Source organism: Leeia oryzae DSM 17879, assembly GCF_000376945.1.
In the GTDB taxonomy this organism is placed as follows: Bacteria; Pseudomonadota; Gammaproteobacteria; order Burkholderiales; family Leeiaceae; genus Leeia; species Leeia oryzae.
In genome coordinates, this window is the sequence record NZ_AQXU01000021.1 from 195,296 (window position 1) to 214,303 (window position 19,008).

Below are 19,008 nucleotides of genomic sequence, written 5' to 3' on the forward strand. Positions count from 1 at the left end.
CCCTATGGAACTCGCAAAAAGCTTTGAACCCGGTGATATTGAACGCCGCTGGTATGAATTCTGGGCACAGAAAGACTATTTCAGCCCCTCCATGAACACCGAGGCACCCTCCTTTGCGATTCAGTTGCCGCCGCCCAACGTGACCGGCGTGCTGCACATGGGCCACGCCTTTAACCAGACCATCATGGATGGCCTGACCCGCTACCACCGCATGAAGGGCTACAACACGGTCTGGGTACCAGGTACCGACCACGCCGGGATTGCTACGCAGATTGTGGTAGAGCGCCAGCTGGCCGAACAGGGCAAGAACCGCCACGAGCTGGGCCGCGATGCCTTCATCGACAAAGTGTGGGAATGGAAAGACCAGTCTGGCTCTACCATTACCAGCCAGATGCGCCGCGTCGGGGCATCGGTAGACTGGAACCGCGAATACTTCACCATGGACGACAACATGTCCAAAGCGGTGACCGAAGTGTTCGTGCGCCTGTTTGAGCAAGGGCTGATCTACCGCGGCAAACGCCTGGTGAACTGGGACCCGAAACTGGGCACCGCCGTTTCTGATCTGGAAGTGGTGAGCGAAGAAGAAGACGGGTTCATGTGGCATATCCGCTACCCGGTGGTGGGTAGCGATGAAACAGTGGTGGTGGCAACGACGCGTCCGGAAACCCTGCTGGGTGACGTGGCCGTGGCGATCAACCCGACCGACGAGCGCTACCAGCACCTGTTGGGCAAACAGCTTGAATTGCCACTGACCGGACGCCAGATTCCGGTGATTGCCGATGATTATGTCGACGCGTCCTTCGGGACCGGGTTTGTAAAAATCACCCCGGCCCATGACTTTAACGATTATCAGGTGGGCAAACGCCACAACACGCCGCTGATCAACGTGATGGATCTGGAAGCACGCATTCTGGCCAAAGCCGATGTGTTTGCCTTTGACGGCAGCAGTACCCGCCAGATCGACCTGCCTGCCGCGTATGCCGGGCTGGACCGTCTGGAAGCGCGCAAGAAAGTGGTTGCCGACCTGCAAGCCCAGGGCCTGCTGGTTGAGACCAAACCGCACAAACTGATGGTGCCGCGCGGTGATCGTACCGGCTCCATCATTGAACCGCTGTTGACCGACCAATGGTTTGTCGCCATGCAAAAAGTAGGCGAAGGCGATGCCACCGGCAAATCCATCACCCAGAAAGCCATTGACGCGGTTGAGAGCGGCGAAGTCCGCTTTATCCCGGAAAACTGGGTCAACACCTACAACCAGTGGATGAACAACATCCAGGACTGGTGTATCTCTCGCCAGTTGTGGTGGGGGCATCAGATTCCGGCCTGGTACGACGCTGACGGCAAGGTGTATGTGGCACGTACCGAAGCCGACGCGCTGGCGCAATCTGGTGGCAAACCGCTGACCCGTGACGACGATGTACTGGATACCTGGTTCAGCTCTGCGCTGGTGCCGTTCTCCTCACTGGGCTGGCCAGAAAAGACCCCGGAACTGGATGCCTTTGTGCCGTCCGGCGTGCTGGTCACCGGTTACGAGATCATCTTCTTCTGGGTCGCCCGGATGATCATGATGACCACCCACTTTATGGGCAAAGTACCGTTCCGTGACGTGTACATCCACGGTATCGTGCGTGATCACGAAGGCAAGAAGATGTCCAAGTCTGAAGGCAACGTGATCGACCCGGTCGACCTGATCGACGGTGTGGCGCTGGACAAGTTGCTGGAAAAACGTACCACCGGCCTGCGCCGCCCGGAAAAGGCGCCGCAGATTGCCAAAGAAACCGAAAAGCTGTTCCCGGAAGGCATCCCGGCGTATGGCGCGGACGCTCTGCGTTTCAGCATGGCCAGTTACGCCACGCTGGGCCGTAACGTCAACTTTGACTTTAAACGCTGCGAAGGCTACCGCAACTTCTGCAACAAGATGTGGAACGCCACCCGTTTTGTGATGATGAACGTGGAAGGCAAAGACTGCGGCCAGGACGAATCGCTACCACTGGAATACAGCTTTGTGGACCAATGGATCATCGGCCGTCTGCAACAGGCCGAAGCCGACGTGACCACCGCGCTGGACACCTACCGTTTTGACATGGCCGCCCAAACCGTTTACGAATTCATCTGGAATGAATACTGCGACTGGTACGTGGAACTGGCCAAGGTACAGCTGCAAAAAGGCAACGAAGCCCAGCAGCGTGCTACCCGCCGTACGCTGGTCCGCGTACTGGAAGTGGCCTTGCGCCTGACCCATCCGCTGATGCCGTTCATCACCGAAGAACTGTGGCAGACCGTGGCCCCGCTGGCCAACGCCAAGAAGACCGACTCCATCATGGTCGCCAGCTGGCCGGTTGCTGTACCTGAAAAGATCAGTGCAGAAGCCAATGCCCGCATGGATGTGTTCAAGGAAATGGTCAACGCAGTGCGTAACCTGCGTGCCGAGATGAATATCGGCCCGGCCATCAAGGCGCCATTATTCATCGAAACCAAAGACAGCAGCCTGGCTGACTTTATCCCTTATCTGGCCCTGCTGGCCCGCGTGTCCGAAGGGCATATCGTGGCCACGCTACCGGAAGGTGATTCCCCTGTGGCCATGTGTGGTGATAACCGCCTGATGCTGAAAGTGGAAATCGACAAGGGCGCAGAAACCGCGCGTCTGACCAAGGAAATCACCAAGGTGGAAGGTGAACTGGAAAAACTGACCGCCAAGCTGGAAAAACCCGGCTACGTGGACAAAGCCCCGGCGCATCTGGTTGAACGTGATAAAACCCAGCTGGCGGACTTCACCGACAAGCTGGAAAAACTGAAAGTCCAGTTGGCGAAACTGGCCTAACAAAAAAGCCCGGTGTGAGCCGGGCTTCTTTTTTGCAACCTCGACCCGGTTTGTTTTCGACCGGTGAAACTTGATTACCCCGTTTAGCGAGCGTTGATTCCTGCTGGCGTGTTACTTGCGCCGCTGGTAAAACGCCATAACTTCTTCTCGAATCTGCCCAAGTTTTTGGCGTTGTTCGGCAGAGCGATAAAACAGATTGTATGCTTCAAACGGGATCATCTTCTCTTCGGTAGCAAAATGAATGCATGACTTCTTCAAGGCACGGATATCCATGGTATCTGCATCCATAAAGTTCACAATCAGCACCCGAAACACATTTTCATAACTCAGATTGACGTGCTGAATTTTTGGTAAGCAGCACATTAACTCAGAGAGGCAATTGGCTTGGCCCGCGGCATCCAGATTGGTTGAAAACGTCTTGAAAATATGTTCCTTGAGTCCGGGCTGGCTCTCGAACACAATTGTATTTTTTGAGGCTTCCAGCAAGATGGCAGGGTCAACCAACCCAGACAAAGGCATCACGTCATTATCCAGTTTCAATGCGTAAGCCATGGCCAGATTATCCGGATTACAGGGAACAGGAATAACGTCCTCCAGACTGAAAACGCTACTTTGCTCGGCAATTTTGCGGCGAATTTCTGAGATGGTGAGTTTATGCTTTGCAAATGAATAATCTTCAACACGCCCGGCTTGCTGAATAGGCTGAATGGTCACCCCCCGGACGCAAGCATAGCCCAGCGCATGCTGAATAACCGGACCGATTTCATCATCGTTCAGCCCCTTTTTCACCATCATCACCAAGGTGGTCGATATATTGAGCCGGTTCAGATTGGCAAGCGCCTGCTCCCGAATTTTCGCCAGTTCTGCACCACGCAGTACTTTGAGCCGATCATCTCTCAAAGAGTCAAATTGCAGGTAAATTTCCAGACCTTGCTTATAGGTCGCCAATCGCTCGACAAACGCCATATCTTTGGCCAGACGAATACCATTGGTGTTAATCATGACATGTCGGATTGGCCTGGTTTTAATTTCGTCTAGTATCTCGAAAAACTGGGGATGCAGGGTCGGCTCACCGCCCGACACTTGCAACACGTCGGGTTCCTTTTCATTGCGAACCACAACATCCAGCATTCTGCGTACAGCCTCCAGTGTCTTGTGGTTTTGCTTTTTGGGCCCCGATTCTGCATAACAGACGGGGCATTCCAGATTGCACTCCTCATTGATATCGATAATAGACAAGCAGGAATGCTGCATATGGTCAGGACACAAGCCGCAATCATATGGACAGCCGAACTCCATTTTTGTATTAAAGTAAAACGGCATCTCTGGTTTCTTGATGTAAACCTCTCTGCACTGCTTGTAATACGTGATGTCATCTGACAGGAGTACACGCTCTTCTCCATGTACGGGGCACCACTTGTCCATATACACGTGGTCATCCCGAAAAATCACGTGTGCCTGGATGGTTCGCAGGCAGGTCCCACACAGGGCTGTGGTTGTATCGTAAAACAGATAAGGACGTTCTTTTCTATCCATGAGCCGGGACTTTTACAGTGAAATATATGCGAATTACAAACCAGAGAGATGCAGCAAATGCGACCAATTGAATCCCGCTCCAGTTCATGCCTAGCAGATGGTAGGCAAACGGAACCGGCTTGATACTGTCGATACATAGCCGCCATGCCATATATCCAGCAGCAAATACTTTAAACATTAGGCCATTATGCTGCAGTAGCCTAGCGGACAATAAGCGCAAGACCCCCATGAACCCGGTCAAAAACAAGACTTCATAAATTTGGGTCGGATGACGTTTTATACCATCGCCAAAATCAATCCCCCATGGCAATGTTGTTTCCACGCCGTAAGTTGCATCATATTTACCAGCCAGGAAGCACCCTATACGGCCAATCGCGATACCCGACATGAGGCCGAATACCAAGAGATCACCGGTAGAACGCTGAATGCCGCAATACCGTTTGTACATTTCAATAAACAGATAAGCACCCAGCATGGCCCCCACGATGGTCCCTCCTCCTTGCGCCAGGGCTATCACGCTTTTTGCATGGAGATAAGACAGCGGTTCTTCAATAAAAGATACCAGTTTCAAGCCCAATCCAGCCCCGCTGAGTGCAATGAAGATCAGCAGCCAGGCATGACGGTGAATGAATTCATTGCCCGCCAATTTCTTGTTTTGATGGAATAAATAGGTTCCTGTAGCAATACCAAGCCACTGAAAAAATACATGCAATACGATAGACGACTGCTGAGAGATTGTAATGATTAACATCATAGATATGATACATGCATTTTCAACACAGATAAAATCATATGCGCATGCTAAAATCATTACTCAAACAACATAAGAATCTACTATTTCCTGCGGGGTAGACGTACTTCCCAAGTGAAATATTCCCTGCAAAAGCTTTCATAACCATTTGGGTTTTGACCACATTTCACGAAAAGCAGGTTTTCCGAATGCACTCATTTCTTTATTACATTGCACTTGTGCTCTTCGTATTCATAGGTATCGTTGTCTTTTTTTACCAACTGCTAATTAAAATTAGAAAAGCCATTAAAAAAGAATTTCCAGCAGAAGTTGACTTAATCAGGCATCAAGAACCCAACATAACAGAAAGTTCGGCATCAGAACTATCAAATGATTTGTTACGCCAACAGGCGGAATCTGGTGATGCCATATCACAGCTTGCACTCGCTAAGGCTTTTGCTAATGGAACAGGTGTCGAGCAAAGTTTCTCAGAAGCCGCGCGCTGGTGTCACAAAGCATCACAGCAAGGATTGCCTGAGGCCGTCTATATCATGTCTGAAAATTACCGACTGGGTTTAGGCGTTCCTAAAGATGAACAAATGGCAAAGTTATTACGTGCCAGAACCAGCTTTACCCCCCTAAAAGACAATCATATTCGCGAGCAACGTCATGATAAGGCGAAGAGCTTCTTGCATGTGACTGCAGCATTTATTGCTTATACCTTGCTAAGCATTGTATTAACCATATTATTTTTTATGTTGCTAATCACAATTTTGTGTAGTCAATTCCACCCGTACTGAAGACAGCTAAAAACTTCTTACATGGAACTGCGCCATTGATTGGGCATACGTTGCCAAGAGGTGTCAGAATCTTATTACTACTTTTATTCTGCTTCCTTTGCTGTCATGCCAAAGCTCTTGATGGATTCCGCGTTTCCCTATTCAACCTGCAAGGGCTGTCGGCTAAATGCCATTATCACTATTTTAGTGCTGCAGGACAGGACATGAACCCACCTTGGCCACTGCCATTCCAGATGCCGACGCTATCTTGCAAGCCTTGTTGTAGGTAGTCTTTTCCAACCCGTACCGCTTCCGTGAGGGGGAATCCACGAGCCAAGGCGGTGGCAATGGCGGATGACAGGGTGCAACCGGTGCCGTGGGTGTTCTGGCTGTGGATGACCGGGCCCGTGAAATACAGGGGTGACGGGGCACCGCGCATGCACAGGACATCGGTCATCTGCTGGCCAGTGACGTGACCGCCTTTGACCAGTACGGCGTTGGCGCCTTGGCGGATCAATTGCTGACCGGCGGCGGCGGCGCTGGCGGTATCGGTGACGGGCAAACCGGTCAGACAGGTGGCTTCGGGGACGTTGGGGGTGATCAGGGTCAGGATGGGTAACATCTGTAAAAGGGCCTGCACGCCGGCTTCATCCAGCAGGGCTTTGCCGCTGGTGGAGATCATCACTGGGTCGCACACGACGTTGGGGAGCTGCCAGCGCTGGATACAGTGGTGGATCAAACGTACGCGCGCGGCATCGACCAGCATGCCGAGCTTGGTTGCGTGCGGCGGGGTATCTTCGCAAAGGGCATCGATTTGTGCCTCGAGCTGGGCGACATCGACGGGATACACGGCGCTGACGCCCTTGGAGTTCTGCACGGTGAGCGCCGTGGGGACGGCCATGCCGTAGCCCCCGAGTTGCGCGATGGTGCGCAGGTCGGCTTGCAGGCCGGCGCCGCCACTGGGGTCGGAACCGGCGATGCTCAGCACCCGGGCAAACTCGCGCTGCTTCATCCCTGCATTGCCGCTTGCAGGGCGGCGACAGCGGCGGGCAAATCGGTTGCCTCAGTGACGGCCCGTACCACCGCGATGCTGCCGACGCCGGACTGCTGCACCATGGGCATTTCTGCCAGCGAAATGCCGCCAATGGCCACCAGCGGATAATGGCTGCGCATCAGGTCGACATAATGCTGCAGTTTGGTCACACCTTGCGGCTGGGTTGGCATCTGCTTGGTGGGGGTGGCAAACACGGCCCCCATGGCGATATAGCTGGGACGAATGGCATGCGCGCGCAGCATCTCGAAGTAGCCGTGGGTGGATACCCCCAGTCGCAGACCGGCGGCCCGGATAACGTCCAGCGAGGCGTCCTGCAGGTCTTCTTGCCCCAGATGTACGCCATAGGCCCCACACGCCACCGCGATTTCCCAATGATCGTTGATGAACAGCCGTACCGGGTCGTCCGGCCGGTCGTATGTGCGCGCGATGGCAACAGCCTGTTTGACTTCGGCCTCCACCACGGCAGCATCCGGATGCTTGCAGCGCAGCTGCACGGTACGAATGCCCAGTGCCAACAGTTTGCCGATCCAGTCTGCGGTTGGGACCACCGGGTATACGCCCAGCGCGGTCGGGCATGGTGCAAACGCCTGGTTTGATAACGGGTAGTCCCCCAGCAGCGGATAGTTGCTCAGGGTATCTGGCCAGTCTTCTCCCTGCCAGGCACACGCCAGTACCAGTGCATCGTGCAGATCAAAACCGTGGCACAGAAACGCGGCCAGGGTTTCCGGTAGCAGCGCCCCCTGCAGGCTGGACAACCGGTAGCGTTGCCCCTGGTAGCAGCAAGTCATCATCGCATACGGACCGTCCTGCCAAGTCACGATGGCAGCGCCACCGCGGGTCAGCCAGTCTTGCAATCGGTCATCTTCTTGCGCGGTCAGCCAGACGGTGGTGTGCGGGTCTGCAGTCTCGCCCGGGGCTGACTCTGTCAGATGCCAGTCTGGCACCGGGTGATCCGGCAACGGGGCCAGACGGCGAGCCAGCGGATACACGGTCAGGTTTTGCTCGGGGTGTTCCAGGGTTACGGCCATGCGCGCACCTCGGCCAGCGATGGTTGTGCAGGCTGCTGATGCCAGAACGGCGTACCTAGCACCGGCGTACTGGGGGCTGCTTGCAGCTGCGCCGGCATGGGGCCGGCGAGCCAGGCATCCCGCCCGGCGCGTACGCCAGCGGCAAACGCACCAGCCATGCGGACCGGGTCTACCGCCCGGGCGACGGCGGTGTTCAGCAACACGCCATCAAAACCCCACTCCATGACTTGCGCCGCGTGCGAGGGCAAGCCCAGCCCGGCATCGACAATCAGTGGTACATCGGCAAATCGCTGGCGCAAGGTCTGTAGCGCGCCGGGATTGCGCGGGCCTTGCCCGGTGCCGATCGGGGCGGCCCAGGGCATCAAGACTTCGCATCCGGCATCCAGCAGGCGACGACACAACACCAGATCATCGGTGCAATACGGCAGCACCTTGAACCCGGCCTTGACCAGATAAGCTGCGGCCTCGACCAGGCCGAAAGGATCCGGTTGCAGGGTGTCGTCGTCACCAATCACTTCGAGCTTGATCAGCGGGGTATCGAACAGCTCGCGGGCCATTTCGGCCGTGGTAATGGCCTCCTGCACCGAGTGGCAACCCGCGGTATTGGGCAGTAACGGTACCCCCAGCGTTTGCAGCAATTGCCAGAACGGTTGCCCGCTATCCGTTTGGCCCGCTTGCGTCTGACGCCTTACAGAGACGGTGAGCATGGCGGGTTGGGCAGCCTCTACGGCCTGTTGCAGAATGCGTGGCGAGTTGTAGCGTGCCGTGCCCAGCAGCATGCGGCTGGCAAAGGCTTGCCGGTATAAGGAAAAAGTATCGTTCATAGTGCTTGTCAGATTCTCCGGTGATCGGTCGAATTTGCTTGTGTTAGTGGATGCCCTTTAAGGGGATATCATGTCGTTCCATCCCCCTGTGGTGCGAAAGCAGTAGAGGGATGACGCAAAGCAATAGCCCCCCGCCAAGTCCTGTTAGCCACCGGCCATGGCCTGCACCACTTCGATGGCATCCCCGGCTTGTACTTGCAGCTGTGCGTATTGGCTACGCGGCACAAAGCTGGCGTTGACGGCGACCGCATAGGGTGGCACGGCGCCAATCTGGTCCAGGGCGCTTTGCAGGGTATCCACGTCTGGCAGGGTTCTTTCTTCGCCGTTGATCCACAGCTTCATGCGGCCTCCCGTTGCAAGTGGCTGCCGTACAGGGCGGGCCAGGCGGTTTGCTGATGCTGGCGGGCAAAGGCTAGCTGCGCATCAGGCTCGTTATCCAGCTGGCGGACCAGAGCAGCGAGTTCGTCCGCTACCACCGGGGCCAGCAAGAAGCCGTGCCGGTATAGCCCGTTGGCCGCAATGACGGTCTGACCGGTCTGCAGCTGTACCCGGATGGCCGGGTTGTTGTCCGGCAAGGCCGGGCGGCACTGGGTAGACATTTCTTCGATGCGGGCCTCGGCAAAACCGGGGTGAACGGCGTAGGCGGCGGAGAGCATCTCCAGCGCGGAGCGCACGCTCATCGGCGACATGTCTTCGGACTCCAGCGTGGTGGCGCCCATGACCACGCGGCCGTTTGCACGCGGCACCAGATACAGGCTATAGCGCGGGTGCAGCAGGCGTACCATGCGGCCGAGCTGGACGTCTGGCGCATACAGGCGCAGCACTTCGCCGCGTACCCCGCGCAACCCCGGCCAGCGGGCTTTTGCACCCAGCCCGCGGCAGTCGATGTGTAGACCGGCCGGCGGCAAGGCAGTATCGTCCACCGGATACTGCCAGTGACAGGTAACGCCTTCTGCGGCCAGCGTATCGGCCAGGGCGGCCAGCACCTGACGGTTGTCTACTTGTCCTTCATCCGGCAGGTACAGCCCCTCTGAGAAACGGTCAGCCAGGCTGGGGGCATGTGCTGCCAGACCGGCTGCATCGAGTCGCTGCATGCTGTCGGTTTTTTGCCCGGTCAGCGAATGCTGGCGCACCATGGCGACAAACTGGTGGGCCTCGGCCTGTTCCTGCCGGTGCCAGACCACCACCGTACCCTTGTGCTGGTAGAACACCGGGCGGGTCAGGGTGGCCAGTAGCTGCGGCCAGCGCGCCAGGCTATCGAACCCCATGGCGACGATATCGTTATCCGCCACGGCGGCTTCAGCCATCGGGGTGATCATGCCGGCGGCCACAAAGGCCGCAGCACCCTCGCCGGCCGGGCCAGCGGCGTCATACAGGGCAACCTGCCGTCCTTGCCGGCGAAGCGCCAGTGCGGTCAGCCGGCCCAGCAAGCCGCCACCGAGGACGGCGATCTCTGCACGGGTCGTCATTACAGGTACACCTCGCCGCCTTTTTTCAGGAACTCGATGCTCTTTTGCTGCATGCCTTCGAACTGGCCGTTAGCCGTGGCTTCGCGGATGTCCTGGGTGATTTTCATCGAGCAGAACTTTGGCCCGCACATGGAGCAGAAATGGGCGGTTTTGGCCCCTTCCTGCGGCAGGGTGGCGTCGTGGTATTCGCGGGCACGTTCCGGGTCCAGGCTCAGGTTGAACTGGTCTTCCCAGCGGAACTCAAAGCGCGCCTTGGACAACGCGTTGTCGCGCAGCTGGGCGCCCGGCCAGCCCTTGGCCAGATCGGCCGCGTGGGCGGCGACCTTGTACGTCACGATACCGACACGCACGTCTTCTTTGTCTGGCAGACCCAGATGTTCTTTAGGGGTGACATAACACAGCATGGAGGTACCATACCAGCCGATCTGGGCGGCACCGATGCCGCTGGTGATGTGGTCGTAACCCGGGGCGATGTCGGTGACCAGCGGGCCGAGGGTGTAGAACGGGGCTTCGAAACAATGTTTCAGTTCTTCGTCCATGTTCTCGCGGATACGCTGCATCGGCACGTGACCCGGGCCTTCAATCATCACCTGTACGTCGTGTTGCCAGGCTTTCTGGGTCAGTTCGCCCAGCGTGCGCAGTTCAGAGAACTGGGCTTCGTCGTTGGCGTCGTACACTGCCCCCGGACGCAAGCCGTCGCCCAGGCTGAACGACACGTCGTACGCCTTCATGATCTCGCAGATTTCGTCGAAATGGGTGTACAGGAAGTTTTCCTGATGATGCGCCAGACACCATTTGGCCATGATGGAGCCACCGCGGGAGACGATACCGGTCAGACGGCTGGCGGTCATCGGGATATACGCCAGGCGCACGCCGGCGTGCAGGGTGAAGTAATCCACGCCTTGTTCGGCCTGCTCGATCAGGGTATCGCGCACCAGTTCCCAGGTCAGGTCTTCGGCCTTGCCGCCGACTTTTTCCAGCGCCTGATAAATCGGCACGGTGCCGATAGGTACCGGTGCGTTGCGCAGGATCCATTCGCGGGTTTCGTGAATGTGCTTGCCGGTGGACAAATCCATGATGGTGTCCGCGCCCCAGCGGATGCCCCAGGCCATTTTGTCGACTTCTTCGGCCAGCGAGGAAGTCACGGCCGAGTTACCCAGGTTGCCGTTGATTTTTACGCGGAAATTGCGCCCGATGATCATCGGCTCCAGCTCCGGATGGTTGATGTTGGCCGGGATGATGGCGCGGCCGGCGGCGATTTCCTGACGCACAAACTCTGGCGTCATCTCGTCCGGAATATTGGCCCCCAGTGGTTGGCCGGCGTGCTGACGCAGCAGACCAGCGTAGCGCGGGTCGGCCCGCAGCTCAGCCAGTTTCATCGATTCGCGCAGGGCCACGAACTCCATTTCTGGCGTGATGATGCCCTGACGGGCGTAGTGCATCTGGCTAACGTTGGCACCGGCCTTGGCACGGCGTGGCGGACGGATATGCTCGAAACGCAGGTTTTTCGTCGCCGGGTCGATCAGGCGAGCCTGGCCAAATGCCGATGTCGGGCCGCTTAGCCATTCGGTATCACCACGCTCGTCGATCCAGGCTGCACGCAAGGCCGGCAGACCGCGCGCCAGATCAATGGCCTGGCTCAGGTCGGTATAGGGGCCGGAACAGTCATACACGGGGATGGGCGGGTTGCTGTCCACCTTGTCGCCCAGGCGGGTGTCGGTCTGGGAAATCTCGCGGTACGGGACGCGCAAGTCGTCACGGCTGCCCTGAATGTACTTTTTCTCGGAAGCAGGCAGTGGAGTCGGGCGGATCAGTGTGTCGATGGTCGGGTGTGTAATCGCGTTCATGGCATCCTCTTGTGTGTGGTGAGAAACAAGAGTGCTTACGCGGTACACCCAGTCTGACGGTTTCCGGTATGGAAACCTGTTTGGAAAAATCTGGATGGACTTCGAAAACTTCCCACGCTGGTATTATCCAGTTCGGGTGCAAAGGGTAACGTCTCAGCCCCACTGCCGTGGAGCACCCCTGTTTCGTTAATTTATTAGAGCATGGCTTTGGCGGGTCGTGCAAGTACCATTTATCGGCCATGCGACCAGTGGGCGAATGAACGCGAGAGGTGTTTCCGATTGGAAATAAACGAATAAATACCAGGGTAGATCACCCCGCACTACCCGCGCCAGACGGCGCGCATGCAGGATGGAGGTCACTCGCAGGCACGGGCTAGAAACGCCCGGCAATGCCTGAAACGGGTTGATCTAGATGCTAGGACGCTGGGTGGTCATCCACAGCACTTCGGCGTCTTCCTCGCTGGTTGAAACGGCACCGTGGCCCATCTTGGAATCGTAGTAAATGCTATCACCAGGCCCCAGATCGACCGGGGTATACAGCTCGGTATACACCCGAAGACTACCGGAAAGCACATAGATGAATTCTTCGCCTTCGTGGCGGGACCATTTGCCAATGTCTTCCGGACTGCGTGCGGTGATGGTGATCCGGAAAGGTAGCATCACCTTGTGTGCCAGTTCGTTGGCCAGCACCTCGAATTTGTAGGCCTTGCCTTGCGCATAACGTTCGCCTTCACCCTGCCGCGTGACCGCACGGCGACCACTGGCGGTCGGACCGGTTGCGGTACCAAACAGCGAATTGAACTCGATTTTCAGCCCGGCGACGATCTTCTGCAGCACGTCAAAGGTCGGTGACATTTGTTCGTTTTCGATCTTGGACAGGGTCGAACGGGACACGCCGCACAGCTTGCTGGCGTTCTCCAGCGTCAGCGCCTGCTCTTGACGCGCCTTTCGGACCCGTGCGCCCAGCGAGGTCGAAAAGGAGGCATCATTCGCCTCGAAACCGGCCAGTGCTTCGGTATCCAGCTTTTTCGGCTTGCTGATTTTGACTTCCATACGGTTCCTGCAAATGGTTTGTTTTCGCTATGGTAGCACCCCGCAAAATCGTTGCCAAACAGCTTCTTCCGGATGAACATCATCACAATGTTTATTATTGGAAACAAATCAAGCAAATCAGCGGCTTGCCCAACACCATCATCAAGGGCGAACGAGCGATCTGCACCATGACCAGCGCAGGCACAGAAGGTGTGCCAAAGGCAGATTGTCGGGCAACAGCCAACCTTCGCCGACACTAAGTTGACATGACAACGCCCCCGGCGGCGTCACACCTGAGGCATTGTGCAGGGAGAGAGATGGGCCCGGCGCAGAGACCGTGCTAGGCCAGCGTACCAGTCGTCCTTGCCTTGAGCAGCCGGTTCAGTACCGACACCGGATGCGGCAGGCTGGCACCGCTTTCGAGCTGGCTCTGGCAGCGGCAAGAATAACCGGTGGCCATCAACTGGCCCGCCTTGGACGGGTCTTCGACCTGCTTGCGCCAGCTCTGGTCATAAATGGTGGCAGACGTGGCACGATGCTGGCTTTCGTGCCCATAGGTACCCGCCATGCCGCAACAACCGGTTTTAGGCACCTGTAGCGTGACGCCCATGGCCGCAAACACCTGCTGCCACTGGCTGGCTGCCTGCGGCACGTTGGTTTTTTCACTGCAGTGGGGCAGTAACCAGGCCGGTGCGGATACCGTTGCAGCCGCCGGTAACGGATGGCGAGTCAGCCAGTCCGTCAGCCATTCCTGCACCAGTTGTACCGCCGGCAAGTCTTCATCCGGCAAGGCCTTGGCGTATTCGGAACGGTACGTGAGCGTCATCGACGGGTCGACCCCCACCAGCGGCACGCCGGTTCCGGCCAGCGCTTTCAGTTGTGCCGCGTTACGGCTGGCCACGCGCTGGAACCAGCCCAGAAAACCATGTACATGCAGCGGTTTGCCATTGGGCCGCAGCGGTGCCAGCCAGGGTTTGCCACCCAGCTGCCGGATCAGCTCGATCAGGTCCAGCAGCACTTGCGGCTCGAAAAAGCGGGTAAACGCATCCTGCACAATCACCACGCTACGGGCCAGGTCTTCACTGCGCTGCGCCCGCAAAGCGGCGGGCGATGCCATCTGCACCCCCTGCTGCCTGGCCAGCGCCAGCACATCTACCGTGGCCATGGCCGGCGTGTGTACCAGACCGATGCGGCGCAAGCCCCATTGCCCGGCCCGGCTCTGCGTCAGCAGGTTATACAGCGAGGGCGCTTTGGCCAGCACCGGCACCACAAACTCCAGTGCCGTCACGGCATAATCCTTGACCGGCCGCAGATAGCGCTGATGGTAGTGATAGAGGAATTTGGCCCGGAAGGTCGGCACATCCACCTTGATCGGGCATTGCCCCACACACGACTTGCAAGCCAGACAGCCATCCATGGCCGATTTGACCTGATGCGAAAAGTCCGCCTGCCCCAGCCGGCGGGAAAGCGTATGGAACACCTGCTTCGGCACCCGCGCCACGCTGGCCCAACCGGACCCGAGCGATACCTGCGGGTAATGGCCTTGCCCGGCCAGCAGCCGCAGCCATTCGCGCACCAGCGAGGCCCGGCCCTTGGGTGAATGCTGACGCTCGCGGGTGACTTTCCAGGACGGGCACATGGCGTCGTCCTGATCATAGTTGTAACAGGCACCGTTGCCGTTGCAATGCAGCGCTTCGTCGTATTGCTGCCGCACCGCAATCGGGATCTGGCGGTCGAACTGCCCCCGTAACGGTACTTCGTCCAGCCGGGTCAGCGCCTTGCCCGTGGGGGTGGCAATCTTGCCCGGATTGTACTGGTGGTGCGGATCAAAGCAGGCCTTGATCTGCTGCAACACCGGGTACAGCGGGCCAAAAAAACGGGGCGCGTATTCGGAACGCAAGCCTTTGCCGTGTTCACCCCACAACAGGCCATGGTATTTATGGGTCAGTGCCGCCACCCCGTCGGTAATCTGGCGGATCAGTACCTCCTGATCCGGGTCTTTCAGGTCCAGCGCCGGGCGGACATGCAACACCCCGGCATCCACATGGCCGAACATGCCGTAACGCAGGCCGTACTGGTCCAGCAGGGCGCGGAACTCGGCAATGTAGTCCGCCAGATGCTCCGGCGGTACGGCGGTGTCCTCCACAAACGGCACCGGACGGCGCCCGCCACTGGCGTTGCCCAGCAAACCGACCGCCTTCTTGCGCATCCCCCAGATGCGTCCGACGTCGGCGCTGCCACGAGCAATGGTATAGCCCAGATGGGTGCGCCCCCCGCCGTCTTCCCCTGCCAGATAGCGGGTAAAACGGTTCAGTTGCTGTTGCAGGCTGTCTTCATCCATGGCCAGACATTCAACCAGATTGATACCCTGAGTCGGGGTACCGTCGGCATTGTCGGGGAAGAACGCCCGCACTCCGTGCCAGACGCTGTCCTGCTGTGCCAGTTGCAGCACCAGCCCGTCCACCGTCTCGATGGAAGACGCTTGCTGCAGCATCAGCGCCGGCGCATCGCGCAGCGCCGCATCAAAGCTGGGGTAACGGATATTCACCAGCGCCGAGCAGGTCGGGATCGGCAAGACATTCAGGCGGGCCTCCACCACCATGCCCAGCGTCCCCTCCGAGCCGCACAGAATGGCGTTGAGGTCAAAGCGGCCATGCGCATCGTAAATGTGCGCCAGATCATAACCGGTCAGGCAGCGGTTGAGTTTGGGAAAACACGCTTCGATGTCCGCCTGGCGGGTATCGTGAATCTTGTCCAGCAGCCGGTGGATGTCCCCCACCCGGTCTGGCCGGCGCATGACGTCGTCCAGCGCCTCTCCGTCCAGCGGCGTACTTTCCCACAGGGTGCCATCCGGCAAGACGGTAGAAAGCGTCAGCACGTGGTCACGGGTTTTGCCATACAGGCACGACCCCTGACCGCTGGCATCGGTATTGATCATGCCGCCAATGGTCGCACGGTTAGATGTAGACAGCTCCGGTGCAAAAAACAGCCCGTGCCCGGCCAGCGCCGCGTTCAGCTGGTCCTTGACCACGCCTGCCTGCACCCGCACCCAGCGTTCTTCCACATTGATGTCCAGAATCCGGTTCATGTGGCGGGAGATATCCACCACGATGCCGCTGGTCAACGACTGTCCGTTGGTACCCGTTCCGCCACCACGGGCGGTCAGCACCACGGCAGAAAAGCGCGGCTGGGCGGCCAGTCTGGCCAGCAGCACCACATCGGCCGTGTGTCTGGGGTAAACCACCGCATCCGGCAGCCGCTGGTAGATCGAATTATCGGTCGACGGCAGCAGGCGGTCGGCGTACTGGTCACTAACCTCCCCGGCAAAACCGTGAACGGTCAGCTCGGTCAGGAATTCGGCATGGATCGGTAACACCGGCGCATCCGGGACAAGGCGAGGAATCATGGAGCTTACTTTACAAAAAACAGCTGAAAAACGGGCAGGTAGACCCTGCCCGGTATGGCGAGTGACGGATTAAACCAGATCCGCCAGGCTGCTGGCCAGACGCTGGAAGCCGTCATCAAGCTGCGTCAGCGGCATGGTCAGCGGGGGCAACAGGCGGATCACGTTACCATGTTCTCCGGCCGCAATCAGCAACAGGCCGTTGTCACGGGCCAGCACCAGCAACCGTTGCAGCTTGGCGGCGTCCGGTTTGCCGTCGGTGACGATCTCGAACGCCCGCATCGCCCCGACGCCACGGATGGCCCCCAGATGACGGCCAGCCGGGCCGGCGGCAATGGCGCGCAAATGCGTGTCGATCCGCTCGCCAATCTCATTGGCACGGGTCAGCAGGTCTTCCTCTACCATGGCATCGCATACCGCCAGCGCCGCCGCACACGCCACCACATTGCCGGCATAGGTGCCACCCAGGCCACCGGGCGGCAGGCAGTTCATCACCGCCCCGCGGCCACTCACGGCTGCCAGCGGGAAGCCGCCAGCCAGGCTTTTGCCCATCACCAGCAAGTCCGGCCGGACCCCGCTGTGCTCGATGGCAAACCACTTGCCGCTACGGCCAAACCCGCTCTGGATTTCGTCCACAATCAGCAGAATGCCGTGCTGGTCGCAGACTTGGCGCAGGTCTTGCAAGAAACCGGTATCGGCCTGCAAAAAGCCACCTTCGCCCTGGATGGGCTCGATGACAATCGCAGCGACGTCTGCCGGGTCAATCTCCACCTTGAACAGCCGTTCCAGCGAGGCCATGGCGGCTTCGCGGCTGACGCCATTGTCCGGGCTGGCAAAAGCGGCATGGTAAACCGGGCCGGGCAACGGGCCCAGATGGTGCTTGTAGGGCTTGACCTTGGCGGTCAGCGCCAGCGTCGCCAGCGTCCGCCCGTGAAAGCCGCCATCAAAGGCAATCATGGCAGTACGGCGGGTAAACGCCCGCGCCAGCTTGATGGCATTTTCCATGGCCTCGGCCCCGCTGCTGGTCAGCATGGTGCGCGGGTCATCCAGCATGTGGCACAGCTGGGCCAGCCGGCTGGTCAGCTGCACATACGGTGCATGCGGCATGGCGTTAAAGCAGCTGTGAGTAAAGCGTTCCATTTGTGCCATGGCGGCCGCCATCACACGCGGGTGGCGGTGGCCGGTGTTCAGCACCCCGATCCCGGCGACAAAATCCAGATACTGCTTGCCATCGGTATCCCATACCAAGGCATTCTCGGCCCGGTCCATATACACCGGATGCAGGGTCTTGATGCCCTGGCTGACCGAATCGGCCCGCAACTGGTTCAGCTGTGCAGTGGTCGTCATGGCAGTCTCCTTAGCACATGGCCGCGGTCATTTTGAAAATCCCCTGGGCGTTGCCGCTGTCAAAGCGCAAGTCCAGACGGGTTTCGCCACTTTGGGCATCCACGATGCGGTCACGGGTAATGAATTCGTAGAACGAGCCCGGTACGGTTTTCTCGACGATCTCTCCTTGCGGGCCAACAAAGCGGCGCTGCACCTGCGCGGCGCGGAAAGCGGTCTGGCGTACGGTGCCATCGCTGGAGACTTCTACCTGCGGCTTGATCGACCGGCCCAGCGCCGCCTGCTCTTCCGTCAGCGCAAACACGTCCGGCACGTGGTCGGTGGCATGGTTAAAGCAGTTACCCTCGGTGGTAATCCAGGCCATCTCGGCAGACTCCGCCAGAATGGTTTCATAATCCGCCAGCGCTGGCAGCGGGTGCTGCACGTCAAAACAGCCGACCAGTTTGGGCAGCAGACGCACGGCTTCCATTGTCGGCAAGGCGTGTTCTGCCTGCAAACGGGCCAGCAATTGCACATCGTCAGCCGTCAGCGGGTCGGCCGACTGACCCACCACGCGACCCACCGCCGCCTGGAACGCAGGCGTAAACTGGTCTACGTGCAGTTCAGACACAAAGAACTGGGCGATCTCTTCTGGCGCATCCAGATGCGCATACGCGCGGCCGGTCATGCGCAGCTTTGGCAGCGGATACACGCCCGCCACCGCAAACCCCAGGGGTTCCAGTACCCGCTTGAACGCCAGCTCCCCGGCTGGCAGTTGCCCCATGTCCGCCATCAGCACGGTCCGCAAGGCGCCATGGTCAAACACCACCTTGCCGCCACGCGCGACCTTGTCATCCACATAGGCTTTGCCTTCCGGTACGGCTTGCAGGTTTTTGTCAAACAGGGTCATGTTCATGGCTTGTGCCAATACCAGTCGTGACACGTTCGGTTTGACCGGTACCAGAGCGGCTGTCGGTACTTCGATCATCTGGAACAGCGCCTGGGTTTTGCCGGCACCCAGTACCGATTCCAGTAATGACCAAAGCTGGGATTCTTGCGGTTGCATTGCTTGCATGTTCACGTCTCTCTCATCAAAAGGGGGCAGTCATGGCAGGCAGAAACCGTGTTGCTGCCTGCATTTGTGTCTGGGTAGTGTGTCGGA

At 58.5% G+C, this 19,008-nt stretch carries 14 protein-coding genes, 1 pseudogene and 1 riboswitch; of the genes and pseudogenes, 3 read left to right on the forward strand and 12 right to left on the reverse strand.

Features of this window, described 5'->3' with window-relative positions:
* The first annotated feature begins 4 nt into the window (after positions 1–4).
* Positions 5–2,821: a valine--tRNA ligase gene (locus F552_RS0108450; protein WP_018151302.1), complete on the forward strand. Its 2,817-nt coding sequence runs from the start codon at positions 5–7 to the stop codon at positions 2,819–2,821.
* Between the two features lie 111 nt (positions 2,822–2,932).
* Here F552_RS0108450 and F552_RS0108455 read toward each other — a convergent pair whose 3' ends face one another.
* Positions 2,933–4,357, reverse strand: coding sequence for a radical SAM protein (locus F552_RS0108455; protein WP_018151303.1), 1,425 nt, complete (start codon positions 4,355–4,357; stop codon positions 2,933–2,935).
* A complete protein-coding gene (locus F552_RS18850; RefSeq protein WP_169333584.1) occupies positions 4,350–5,111 on the reverse strand; it encodes a prolipoprotein diacylglyceryl transferase in 762 nt (253 codons plus the stop codon). Before F552_RS18850 ends, F552_RS0108455 begins: the two co-directional genes overlap by 8 nt.
* 185 nt (positions 5,112–5,296) lie before the next feature.
* Between F552_RS18850 and F552_RS20025 the strand changes: the two genes are divergently transcribed.
* Entirely contained in the window at positions 5,297–5,887 is a 591-nt protein-coding gene (locus F552_RS20025; RefSeq protein ID WP_018151305.1) for a tetratricopeptide repeat protein, read from the forward strand.
* 178 nt (positions 5,888–6,065) lie between these two features.
* Here F552_RS20025 and thiD read toward each other — a convergent pair whose 3' ends face one another.
* From thiD to F552_RS0108500, 7 genes and pseudogenes are all read right to left on the reverse strand, one after another.
* A complete protein-coding gene (gene thiD / locus F552_RS18860; RefSeq protein WP_018151306.1) occupies positions 6,066–6,878 on the reverse strand; it encodes a bifunctional hydroxymethylpyrimidine kinase/phosphomethylpyrimidine kinase in 813 nt (270 codons plus the stop codon).
* Positions 6,875–7,534 carry a thiamine phosphate synthase gene (gene thiE / locus F552_RS21095; protein ID WP_373280220.1) on the reverse strand — a complete coding sequence of 220 codons (660 nt, stop codon included), beginning with the start codon at positions 7,532–7,534 and terminating at the stop codon, positions 6,875–6,877. Before thiE ends, thiD begins: the two co-directional genes overlap by 4 nt.
* A 404-nt stretch (positions 7,535–7,938) precedes the next feature.
* Positions 7,939–8,772: a thiazole synthase gene (locus tag F552_RS0108480; protein ID WP_018151308.1), complete on the reverse strand. Its 834-nt coding sequence runs from the start codon at positions 8,770–8,772 to the stop codon at positions 7,939–7,941.
* 144 nt (positions 8,773–8,916) lie between these two features.
* The gene (gene thiS, locus F552_RS0108485) at positions 8,917–9,114 is read right to left on the reverse strand and encodes a sulfur carrier protein ThiS (RefSeq protein WP_018151309.1); all 198 of its coding nucleotides are present in this window, start codon (positions 9,112–9,114) and stop codon (positions 8,917–8,919) included.
* On the reverse strand, positions 9,111–10,241 hold the full coding sequence (locus F552_RS0108490; RefSeq protein WP_018151310.1) for an FAD-dependent oxidoreductase: 1,131 nt from the start codon (positions 10,239–10,241) through the stop codon (positions 9,111–9,113). Before F552_RS0108490 ends, thiS begins: the two co-directional genes overlap by 4 nt.
* A pseudogene (thiC, locus tag F552_RS0108495) lies at positions 10,241–12,028 on the reverse strand (phosphomethylpyrimidine synthase ThiC); the annotation flags it as partial. The pseudogene thiC and the gene F552_RS0108490, both read right to left, overlap by 1 nt.
* Positions 12,029–12,180: 152 nt before the next feature.
* A riboswitch (TPP riboswitch) is annotated at positions 12,181–12,278 on the reverse strand.
* Positions 12,279–12,496: 218 nt separating this feature from the next.
* The gene (locus F552_RS0108500; protein ID WP_018151312.1) at positions 12,497–13,141 is read right to left on the reverse strand and encodes a helix-turn-helix domain-containing protein; all 645 of its coding nucleotides are present in this window, start codon (positions 13,139–13,141) and stop codon (positions 12,497–12,499) included.
* A gap of 29 nt (positions 13,142–13,170) precedes the next feature.
* On the opposite strand from F552_RS0108500, the gene F552_RS0108505 reads away from it, so the two are divergent.
* Positions 13,171–13,380: a hypothetical protein gene (locus tag F552_RS0108505; RefSeq protein WP_018151313.1), complete on the forward strand. Its 210-nt coding sequence runs from the start codon at positions 13,171–13,173 to the stop codon at positions 13,378–13,380.
* Between the two features lie 80 nt (positions 13,381–13,460).
* On the opposite strand, the gene ydiJ is transcribed toward F552_RS0108505, so the two are convergent.
* The 3 genes from ydiJ to F552_RS0108520 form a co-directional block, all read right to left on the reverse strand.
* Positions 13,461–16,526 carry a D-2-hydroxyglutarate dehydrogenase YdiJ gene (gene ydiJ, locus F552_RS0108510; protein WP_018151314.1) on the reverse strand — a complete coding sequence of 1,022 codons (3,066 nt, stop codon included), beginning with the start codon at positions 16,524–16,526 and terminating at the stop codon, positions 13,461–13,463.
* Positions 16,527–16,595: 69 nt separating this feature from the next.
* Positions 16,596–17,870, reverse strand: a complete 1,275-nt coding sequence (locus tag F552_RS0108515) for an aspartate aminotransferase family protein (RefSeq protein ID WP_018151315.1) — start codon at positions 17,868–17,870, stop codon at positions 16,596–16,598.
* Positions 17,871–17,880: 10 nt separating this feature from the next.
* On the reverse strand, positions 17,881–18,921 hold the full coding sequence (locus F552_RS0108520) for a DUF1338 domain-containing protein (RefSeq protein ID WP_033375074.1): 1,041 nt from the start codon (positions 18,919–18,921) through the stop codon (positions 17,881–17,883).
* Positions 18,922–19,008 lie beyond the last annotated feature (87 nt).